The sequence below is a fragment of the Streptomyces sp. WZ.A104 genome, assembly GCF_002382885.1.
Taxonomy (GTDB): Bacteria; Actinomycetota; Actinomycetes; order Streptomycetales; family Streptomycetaceae; genus Streptomyces.
Genome location: NZ_NWVL01000134.1, coordinates 1 through 9,108 on the forward strand (window position 1 = coordinate 1; position 9,108 = coordinate 9,108).

At 71.0% G+C, this 9,108-nt stretch carries 8 protein-coding genes, 1 tRNA gene and 1 other RNA gene; 5 read left to right on the plus strand and 5 right to left on the minus strand.

What is annotated here, in order from left to right; genetic code table 11:
* Positions 1 to 160 precede the first annotated feature (160 nt).
* A complete protein-coding gene (locus CIB93_RS36105; RefSeq protein WP_096633014.1) occupies positions 161 to 769 on the minus strand; it encodes a DUF2867 domain-containing protein in 609 nt (202 codons plus the stop codon).
* Between the two features lie 109 nt (positions 770 to 878).
* Between CIB93_RS36105 and CIB93_RS36110 the strand changes: the two genes are divergently transcribed.
* Positions 879 to 1,442 (plus strand): TetR/AcrR family transcriptional regulator, encoded by a 564-nt coding sequence (locus CIB93_RS36110; RefSeq protein ID WP_096633015.1) that lies wholly within the window; start codon positions 879 to 881, stop codon positions 1,440 to 1,442.
* A gap of 174 nt (positions 1,443 to 1,616) precedes the next feature.
* On the opposite strand, the gene CIB93_RS36115 is transcribed toward CIB93_RS36110, so the two are convergent.
* Together CIB93_RS36115 and CIB93_RS36120 are read right to left on the minus strand one after the other, a co-directional pair.
* A complete protein-coding gene (locus CIB93_RS36115) occupies positions 1,617 to 2,324 on the minus strand; it encodes a response regulator transcription factor (protein WP_096633016.1) in 708 nt (235 codons plus the stop codon).
* Positions 2,321 to 3,562, minus strand: a complete 1,242-nt coding sequence (locus tag CIB93_RS36120) for a sensor histidine kinase (protein ID WP_096633020.1) — start codon at positions 3,560 to 3,562, stop codon at positions 2,321 to 2,323. The genes CIB93_RS36115 and CIB93_RS36120 overlap by 4 nt, the downstream gene beginning before the upstream one ends.
* A gap of 140 nt (positions 3,563 to 3,702) precedes the next feature.
* Here CIB93_RS36120 and CIB93_RS36125 point away from each other — a divergent pair, with 140 nt between their 5' ends.
* Positions 3,703 to 4,896, plus strand: a complete 1,194-nt coding sequence (locus CIB93_RS36125) for a serine hydrolase (protein WP_096633017.1) — start codon at positions 3,703 to 3,705, stop codon at positions 4,894 to 4,896.
* 54 nt (positions 4,897 to 4,950) lie between these two features.
* On the plus strand, positions 4,951 to 6,147 hold the full coding sequence (locus CIB93_RS36130) for a serine hydrolase (protein ID WP_096633018.1): 1,197 nt from the start codon (positions 4,951 to 4,953) through the stop codon (positions 6,145 to 6,147).
* Positions 6,148 to 6,244: 97 nt separating this feature from the next.
* On the opposite strand, the gene CIB93_RS36135 is transcribed toward CIB93_RS36130, so the two are convergent.
* Both CIB93_RS36135 and CIB93_RS36140 read right to left on the minus strand, forming a co-directional pair.
* Positions 6,245 to 7,138, minus strand: coding sequence for a phosphorothioated DNA-binding restriction endonuclease (locus CIB93_RS36135; protein WP_096633019.1), 894 nt, complete (start codon positions 7,136 to 7,138; stop codon positions 6,245 to 6,247).
* A 225-nt stretch (positions 7,139 to 7,363) separates the two neighbouring features.
* A tRNA-Ser gene (locus tag CIB93_RS36140) sits at positions 7,364 to 7,451 on the minus strand.
* 131 nt (positions 7,452 to 7,582) lie between these two features.
* Here CIB93_RS36140 and ffs point away from each other — a divergent pair.
* Both ffs and CIB93_RS36150 read left to right on the plus strand, forming a co-directional pair.
* Positions 7,583 to 7,679, plus strand: an RNA gene (gene ffs / locus CIB93_RS36145) — signal recognition particle sRNA small type.
* Between the two features lie 115 nt (positions 7,680 to 7,794).
* Positions 7,795 to 9,108: DNA polymerase III subunit gamma and tau (locus CIB93_RS36150; RefSeq protein WP_143660132.1), on the plus strand; the 1,314-nt coding region annotated here is incomplete at its 3' end.

A 9,108-nucleotide genomic window follows, 5' to 3' on the forward strand; every position in this document is an offset into this window, starting at 1 on the left:
CCCGGTCCTGGCCCCGGTCCCGGTCCTGGCCCCGGTCCCGGTCCCGGTCCCGGTCCCGGACCCGGACCCGGGGCCGGGACCTCGGGTGGCACCTTCTTGACGGCGACCGTCTGGGCGGCCTGGTGCTGAGCTCTCGCCGGAGCTGTTGAGACGGGAGGCGTCAGGGTGCGATCCGACGCTCCGCGTTCTCCTGCCACTCCTGGCCGATCGATCGGATGAGAGCCGGGTAGACCCCCAGGTACCGGAAGGGTTTGATGCCGAGCATGTACAGGGAGCCGAGGCGGCCGTTGGGCTTCACCAGGACGGCCATCTGGCCGCGATAGCCGCCGTTCCCGTCGGGGACCCAGCCGATGTGCAACACCCCGTGCATGGTCCCGTTGGCGTACTCGGCGGCCCACTCGTCGTGTGTCTGGAAGACCGAGGTGAAGGGCGCCGTGCTGAGGTCGGGGCCCCGTGGCCCCTCGCGCAGGTCGTCAGGCAGGCGGTCGCGCAGCGTCGCCACCCGGCCGCCGATGCCTGTGCCCGGCTTGTCCCAGCCGAGGAGCGCACCGAGCTTCCAGCGCACCGCGAAGAGGAAGCGGCCCACGGGGTTGCCGCCGTCCGGACCGTCCTTGCCGCTCGCCATCTGATCGACCAGATGGCGCAAATCGTCCGGGCCGCCCGGCGTCGGCAGCGCCCACACATCCTCCAGCCGGAAGTCGTCGGCGATCTCGTGGATACGCCAGGGGCGGGACGTGTAGTCGGTAGGGGGAAGGCGCAGATCACTCATGGCAGCTTCCTATCTATACGGTGCCGTATAGAACGAGCATAGGCCCATCTGTACGGTTCCGTATATTGGTCGGGGGTCATGTTCGGGGGTTTGTGAGGAGGGACACGGCATGGGTGCGATCCGTACGCCGCGGGACAGGTGGATCGAGGAAGGGCTCCGCACGCTCGCCGTCGGCGGTCCCGAGGCTGTCCGGGTCGAGGTCCTCGCCCAGGCGCTCGGTGTCACCAAGGGCGGTTTCTACGGCTATTTCCGCAACCGAGCCGCCCTGCTGGAGGAGATGCTCGATACCTGGGAGCGCGAGGTCACCGAGGGCGTCATCGAGCGGATCGAGCGTGATGGGGGTGACGCCCGTGAACGGCTCGGGCGTCTCTTCGACTTCGTGGGGTCGGGCGGGGCGGTCGCGACCGACGCCGGGCTGGAGCTGGCTATCCGCGAGTGGGCCCGGCGCGACGAGGGGGTCGCGCGTCGCCTCCGGCGCGCCGACAACCGCCGCATGGACTACCTGCGCGAGCTCTACGGTGCCTTCTGCCCCGACGAGGGCGATGTCGAGGCCCGTTGCCTGATCACCTTCTCGCTGCGCATCGGCGACCACCTCATCGTGGCCGACAACGGCCCGCGCGACCGCGCGGAAGTGCTCGCCGCGGTCAGGGAACGGTTGTTGAGCCTGAGCTAGCGCGTCGAAGGCCCCAGAGGCAGGCCGCTATCGAGGCCGCCCAGCCATGTCGCCGGTGTGGACCGGGACTCCATGCCGGGTGTACCTCGTGAGACCAGGTGGCATGGGCAGTGGGCCGGGGCCCCTGGACCGGACAGCCGTGCGTGCGACCCTGAAGGGATGAGCGGAGCCCGGTCAGCCGGCGAAGCGCGGGACCACCAGGCCGGACTCGTAGGCGATCACCACCGCATGGGTCCGGTTCTGCGCGCCGAGCTTGGTCAGCACGTTCCCGACGTGGGTCTTGATCGTCTCCAGGCTCACCGTGAGGGACTCCGCGATCTCCGGATTGGAGAGCCCGGTGGCCATCAGGCGCAGTACCTCCTCCTCGCGGCCGGTCAGGGCGGCTTGCGGCAGGGCCTCCGCGGAGCCCAGCGGTCGGGCGGCGACCATGCGGCCCAGGGTGGCCGGGAAGAGAACCGCTTCGCCCGCCGCCACCACCCGGACCGCCTCGGCGATCCGGCGGACCGGGAATCGTTTGAGGATGAAGCCGCTGGCGCCCGCGCTGAGGGCGGCGGTGACGTAGTCGTCGTTCTCGAAGGTGGTGATCACCACGATCTTCGGCGGGTCGGCCACGTCGGCCAGAAGCTGGCGGGTGGCCTCGATCCCGTTGCGACGCGGCATTCGGACGTCCATCAGGACCACGTCCGGCCGCAGGCTCCGCGCCCGGTCGACCGCCTCGACGCCGTCGGCGGCCTCGCCGAGCACCGTGATCCCCGGCTGTGCGGCGAGCAGCATGCCCAGACCGCTGCGGGTCACCTCGTCGTCGTCCGCGATCAGGAGGGTGACGGCGGGGCCTGCGACCGCGGGGAGGGCCTCGCCCTCGGCCGCGCCTGATCCACTCACGCCGACACCCGTACCGGCAGCCGGACGGCCAGCCGCCAGTGCTGCGTTCCCTCCGGGCCGGACCGGAACTCACCCTGCAGCAGCCGGACGCGCTCGGCCAGTCCGGGCAGACCGTGGCCGGACGTCGAGAAGGATCTGGGGTTCGGCCCCGTACGTGCTCCGGTCCGGTTGACCACCGTGAGATCCAGTCCGTCCGGTCCGGCCGCCGCCCGAACCTGGATGGGGCCGCCCACCCCGTGGCGCAGCGCGTTCGTCAGTCCCTCCTGGAGAATCCGGTACGCCGCCCGGGAGAGCGTCCCCTGTACCCGCGCCAGTTCACCCGACAGCTCTGCTTCGACCGTCGCCCCCGTGTGCCGCAGGCGTTCCAGCAGCTCGGGGAGGTCGGCCAGGGTCCGGGTCGGCGCCGTCCCGGGCTGTTCCTCACGCAGCACTCCGAGCGCGTAGTCCAGGTCCTCCAGTGCGGCCCGCGTCGATTCCTCGATGCTGCGCATGGCGGCCCGCGCAGCGGCCGGATCGGCGGAGAGCACCTCGCCCGCCACCGCCGCCTGGATGGTGGTCGCCGTCAGCGTGTGCCCGATCGAGTCGTGCAACTCGTGGGCGATCCGGTTGCGTTCGGCCAGCAGCAGCTCCCGCTCGGCAGCCAGCGCGAGCCGTTCGGCCGCCGACGGCCCCAGCAACCGTGGCGCCGACCACCGCAGGGCTTTCGTGACCAGTACGCAGACGGCGAGCGCCAGCAGGATGCACGCGGCGGCCGCCACCCAGCTCCACCCGCCCGACACCCGGACCGACGTACCGAACAGGCTCGCCCGCACCTCGCCGCCGAGCCAGTTCATGGGCAGGGAGAGGCCCATGATGAACAGCACCCCGCTCGCCAGTGCCCCCGTCCACCCGACGGCCACGTGCAGCACCAGCCAGAGCGGAGTCCGCCAGCGGTCGAGGCCGGGTGAACCTGAGGCCGGGCGACCGGAGACCGGGTTCGGCAGCGACACCCGCAGCAGCCGCCGGGCCGACGCGACCAGCGCTCGCCGTACGGGGCGCGCCAGTCCGGCCACGCCGACCAGCGCCGCCCAGATCAGCAGCACCAGGACGATCTGCACGCTCTCGGGGGCGGAGCGCCACGACAGCGCCGGCAACAGGGCGAACGGCAGCAGCGGAAGGCTCGCCAACGCGCCGCAATAGGCGAACAGCACACCTGAGTACGTGGAGCCGCGCAGCAGCAGCCCAATTCCCCTGTTCATGGTCGCCAGTATCGCCGGGCGGCCCACCGGCGGCCTCCCCCGATCGGGGGAGCGATTTCTCCTGCTTTCCCGCGATGCGGTCGGAGGGCGCTGGAAACAAGGATCGTGCCCCGACCAAATGATTGCTGAGGAGTTGACTTATGCGTCTTCAGAAACGGCAGAGTCCTCGTTTCTCGACCCGGCAGGGCGGTCGGCGACGAGCCTGGTCGGCGGCTGCCGCGGTGACCGCCGGCGTCCTGGCCCTGGGTGGCGTGGCGCTGGTTCCGCCCGCCGTCTCCGGTTCCGTCGCCCCGGCTGATGCTGCTGCCAGGCCGGACGCCGTGCAGCGGGCCCTGAACGGGCTGGTGCGCGATGACAGGATGCCTGCCGCGCTGGCGAGCGTGAAGGACCGGAGCGGCCGGGTGCGCACGTATACGGCGGGGGTCGGCGACCTGGTCACCGGCTCGAAGGTGCCCAGGGACGGCCAGGTACGGATCGGCAGCAACACCAAGACCTTCGTCGCGGTCGTGGTGCTACAGCTCGTCGGCGAGGGAAAGATCGACCTCGACGCGTTCGTGGACACCTACCTGCCCGGCCTCGTACGCGGGGAGGGCATCGACGGGAACCGCATCACCGTCCGCCAGCTCCTCCAGCACACCAGCGGGCTCCCCGAGTACGGCATCCACCTCGACGACGCCGGGATCAGGAACCGGTACTTCGAGCCCCGCCAGCTGCTCGACCTCGCCCTCGAACACAAGGCCGACGCGGAACCGGGGGAGACCTGGGGGTACAGCAACACCAACTACGTCCTGGCGGGCCTGATCATCCAGAGGGTCACCGGCCGCCCCCTCGCCGAGGAGATCGACCGGCGCATCATCAAGCGCATCGGGCTGCGCCACACGTACTTCCCCACTCCCGGCGATATGACCATCCGCGAGCGGCACCCGCGTGGCTACCACCGCAGCCCGGAGGACGGACCGCTGCGGGACTTCACGAAGATGGACCCCTCCGCGGGCTGGGCGGCAGGCCAGTTGATCTCCACCAACTCCGACCTCAACCGCTTCTTCACCGCGCTCCTCGCGGGCCGCCTCCTCCCGGCGGCCCAGCTCGCCGAGATGCGTACGACCGTCCCCGCCGGGACCTCCGGCCTCCGCTACGGGCTGGGGCTCACCAGCAGGCCGCTGTCGTGCGGCGGCGTCTACTGGGGCCACGGCGGTGACATCGCGGGGTACGAGACGCGAGGCGGTGTCACCGACGACGGCCGCGCCGCCAGCGTCGCGGTCACCAGCATCCCGACGGACAAGAAGGCCGCACAGCACGTGAACGACGCCGTGGACAAAGCCCTGTGCGGCTGAATGACGCAAACGGTGACCCGGACGACGACCCAACGATTCCTCAGGAGTTGACCTATGCGTGGACAGAAGGGGCGAATACTCCGCTCGACGAGTCGGCAGCACGGCACGCGGCGACAGATCCTGCCCTCCGCTGCCGCGGTGACCATCGGCGTCCTGGCCCTGGGTGGCGTGGCGCTGGTTCCGCCCGCCGTCTCCGGTTCCGTCGCCCCGGCTGATGCTGCTGCCAGGCCGGACGCCGTGCAGCGGGCCCTGAACGGGCTGGTGCGCGATGACAGGATGCCTGCCGCGCTGGCGAGCGTGAAGGACCGGAGCGGCCGGGCCCGTACGTATACGGCGGGGGTCGGCGACCTGGTCACCGGCTCGAAGGTGCCCAGGGACGGCCAGGTACGGATCGGCAGCAACACCAAGACCTTCGTCGCGGTCGTGGTGCTGCAACTGGTCGGCGAGGGAAAGATCGACCTCGACGCGTTCGTGGACACCTACCTGCCCGGCCTCGTACGCGGGGAGGGCATCGACGGGAACCGCATCACCGTCCGCCAGCTCCTCCAACACACCAGCGGGCTCCCCGAGTACAGCAACCACCTCGGGGACGACGTTCGCTACTACGCCCCCCGTGAACTGCTCGCCACAGCACTCCGGCACCCGGCCGAATTCGTCCCCGGGAAGAGCTGGAAGTACAGCAACACCAACTACGTCCTGGCGGGCCTGATCATCCAGAAGGTCACCGGCCGCCCTCTGGCCGACGAGATCGACCGGCGTGTCGTCCGCCGCGCCGGGTTGCGTCACACCTACTTCCCCGCTCCCGGTGACGCGAGGATCCGAGAGCCTCACCCCCACGGCTACTACCAGGAATCGAAGGAGAGGCCGCTGCGCGACATCACGGAGATGGACCCCTCCTGGGGCTGGGCGGCAGGACAGATGATCTCCACCAGCACCGACCTCAACCGCTTCTTCGGGGAGCTGCTCTCCGGCCGCCTCCTGCCCCCGGCCCAGCTCGCCCAGATGCGCTCCACCGTCCCAGCCGAAGCGACCTTCGGCCCAGGCGCCCGCTACGGACTTGGACTAGTCAGCAGGCCACTGCCGTGCGGCGGCCTCTCCTGGGGCCACGGCGGTAGCTTCCCGGGGTACGAGACCCGTGGCGGCGCCACCGACGACGGCCGCGCCGCCAACGTCGCTGTCACCATGCAGCTCACCGGCGAGGCGGCCCGGGGACGCCTCGAACGCGCCGTGGACACCGCCTTGTGCCGCTGAACCCCGCGTCGCCGCATAAGAGACCATGCTCCTGGTACCACGCTCCTTACCAGCGCAGTCTCGGGGCCGGCGGCTCGGCAGGTCGGCAGGTCGGCGGTCAGACGGTCGTGGCGGGACGTGGGCTGCCGTGGAAGACCTGGCTGGTGTGCCAGGAACGGTGGGCGGCGGCGATGGGGCGGACGCCCGGCCGGGGGCCGATGAGCGGTCGGCCGGCGAGCGTGGTGACGTGCTCACGGGCGGCGGTGCTGTGGCCGACGAAGCTCCGCGAGACCAGGATGCGGTGGCCCTCACCGAGACCGAGTACGCCCTTGTCGAACAGCTTGTGGTGCAGCGAGCACAGGCACAGCCCGTTCTCGACGTCGTCCGGTCCGCCGAACGCCCACCAGCGCACATGGGCGGCCTCAAGCCCGACCGGCACCGCGCCGATCCTGCCGTCGTACCCGCAGAAGGCGCACTGGTACTCGTACGCCGTCAGGACCATCTCCCGCATCCGCCGGTCCCGCTGTCTGCGCGCGGCCGAGAGCTGTCCGGCCTCGGCCTCCTCCAGCTCCAAGCCGACGGCCTCGCACAGCTCGCCGTGGAGGGAGGGCGGGAAGTTCAGATCGAGCAGCACCCGCGCCATCCGGCGGCCAAGGGACGGCTCGCGCCGCAGCGCCGCCCGTAGCTCCGGCGCCAGCCGCCCGGCGGCACCGGTTGCGCGCAGTTCCCTGACCCCGGTCCCGGGGCTGCCCGGCCCGCGCTCGGTGCGCACCTCCCAAACGCCGTCACTCACCAGGTGATGGAACGGGTAGGCGGGAGTCGTCCGCGTACCGGGACCGTACTCGGCGAGCAGTCCCCGCAGGTCCTCCTCCACAGCGCTGTACCGCAGCTCGTCATCGGCGTTCTGCTGGAACCGGCTGAGCGCGTACAGGAACAGCAGTGGCTTGTGCGGAGCCCGCGTCCCGTTCCTCGTCCACTGTCTCAACTGCGCGGCCCGCTCGACCCAGTTCATGGTCGACGATCGTAGTGGCGGCTCGTCGCAGCGCTCGGCCGTGGGCATCGCCCCAGTGGCCGGGCGGTCACCAAGCCGCGATGCGGAGCCTGGTGACCCGGGCACGACACCGTCGATGCGGGAGAGAGTGAAGCCCCGATCGTCGTCGCGCAGAAGGCCCCATCAACGTCGAAGGGCCCCACCGCGAACGGTGGGGCCCTTCAACGTATTGCCCGGTGAGAGCAATGGCGGAGGATACGAGATTCGAACTCGTGAGGGGTTGCCCCCAACACGCTTTCCAAGCGTGCGCCCTAGGCCACTAGGCGAATCCTCCGCCGCAAACAATACAAGACGTTGGAGGGTGCTCGCGAACCTGATCCCCGGAGATCGTCCGGAGGGGCTCCGCAGGTCGCTCGGCGGGGCGGGCGGGTGGACCGGAGGGGGTGGGGATCGGCTAAGGTGGGCGTCAGCCCCTCACGTGGCGCTATCTGACTGAACTCCCCCAGGGCCGGAAGGCAGCAAGGGTAGGTTGGCTCTGGCGGGTGCGTGGGGGGCCCTTTGTGTTCCCTGGAGGGTGCCCCGTCGTGGCCCCTTGGGGCTGCCAGTCGTGTTCGCCGGGAGTGCCCGCGTGGGCCGTGTGGGGCCGGGTGTCGGTCCGCCCCGATAACCTCGTAGATGTGTCGTCCCTTGCGCTGTACCGCCGCTACCGCCCCGAGTCGTTCGCCGAGGTCATCGGTCAGGAGCATGTCACTGACCCGCTCCAGCAGGCCCTGCGGAACAACCGGGTCAATCACGCGTACCTGTTCAGCGGGCCGCGCGGCTGCGGAAAGACGACCAGTGCGCGCATCCTCGCCCGCTGTCTGAACTGCGAGCAGGGGCCCACGCCCACCCCGTGCGGTGAGTGCCAGTCGTGCCGGGACCTCGCGCGAAACGGGCCGGGGTCCATCGATGTGATCGAGATCGACGCCGCATCGCACGGCGGCGTCGACGATGCTCGTGACCTGCGGGAGAAGGCGTTCTTCGGGCCCGCCTCCAGCCGTTACAAGATCTACATCATCGACGAGGCGCACATGGTCACCCCGGCGGGCTTCAACGCCCTGCTGAAGGTGGTCGAGGAGCCGCCGGAGCACCTCAAGTTCATCTTCGCGACCACCGAGCCCGAGAAGGTCATCGGGACCATCCGCTCGCGTACGCACCACTACCCCTTCCGGCTGGTGCCCCCGGGGACCCTGCGCAGCTATCTCGCGGATGTCTGCGGCCGGGAGAACAGTCCCGTCGAGGACGGCGTGCTGCCGCTCGTCGTGCGGGCCGGGGCCGGGTCCGTGCGTGACTCGATGTCCGTCATGGACCAGCTGCTGGCCGGTGCGGGCGACGACGGTGTGACGTATGCCATGGCCACCTCGCTCCTCGGGTACACGGACGGCTCGCTGCTCGACTCGATCGTGGACGCGTTCGCGGCGGGGGACGGGGCCGCCGCCTTCGAGGTCGTGGACCGGGTGATCGAGGGCGGTAACGATCCGCGTCGCTTCGTCGCGGATCTGCTGGAGCGGCTGCGTGACCTGGTGATCCTGGCCGCCGTGCCGGACGCGGGGGACAAGGGGCTCATCGACGCGCCCGCCGATGTGGTCGAGCGGATGCAGGCCCAGGCGTCCGTGTTCGGCGCCGCCGAGCTGAGCCGTGCCGCCGACCTGGTCAACGACGGGCTCACCGAGATGCGCGGCGCCACCTCCCCCCGCCTCCAGGTGGAGCTGATCTGCGCCCGGGTCCTGCTCCCCGCCGCCTTCGACGACGAGCGGTCGATGCAGGCCCGGCTCGACCGGCTGGAGCGCGGGGCGTCCGCCGCTGCCGCCTCCTTCACCGCCCCGCCCGCCGCCGCGGCGCCCATGGGGTACGTCCCCGGGCCCGAGGCCCACGCCCCGGCCCCCGCCGCCCCAGCCGGTCCGGACGCGGCCCGTGCCGCCGTACGGGGCGAGGCGTCCCCCGCCCCGGCG

What these genes read in the sequence shown, in the direction of transcription:
- CIB93_RS36105 (WP_096633014.1), bottom strand. Translation starts at nt 769, where the DNA reads ATGAGTGATCTGCGCCTTCCCCCTACCGACTACACGTCCCGCCCCTGG.
- CIB93_RS36110 (WP_096633015.1), top strand. Translation starts at nt 879, where the DNA reads ATGGGTGCGATCCGTACGCCGCGGGACAGGTGGATCGAGGAAGGGCTC.
- CIB93_RS36120 (WP_096633020.1), bottom strand. Translation starts at nt 3,562, where the DNA reads ATGAACAGGGGAATTGGGCTGCTGCTGCGCGGCTCCACGTACTCAGGT.
- CIB93_RS36125 (WP_096633017.1), top strand. Translation starts at nt 3,703, where the DNA reads ATGCGTCTTCAGAAACGGCAGAGTCCTCGTTTCTCGACCCGGCAGGGC.
- CIB93_RS36130 (WP_096633018.1), top strand. Translation starts at nt 4,951, where the DNA reads ATGCGTGGACAGAAGGGGCGAATACTCCGCTCGACGAGTCGGCAGCAC.
- CIB93_RS36135 (WP_096633019.1), bottom strand. Translation starts at nt 7,138, where the DNA reads ATGAACTGGGTCGAGCGGGCCGCGCAGTTGAGACAGTGGACGAGGAAC.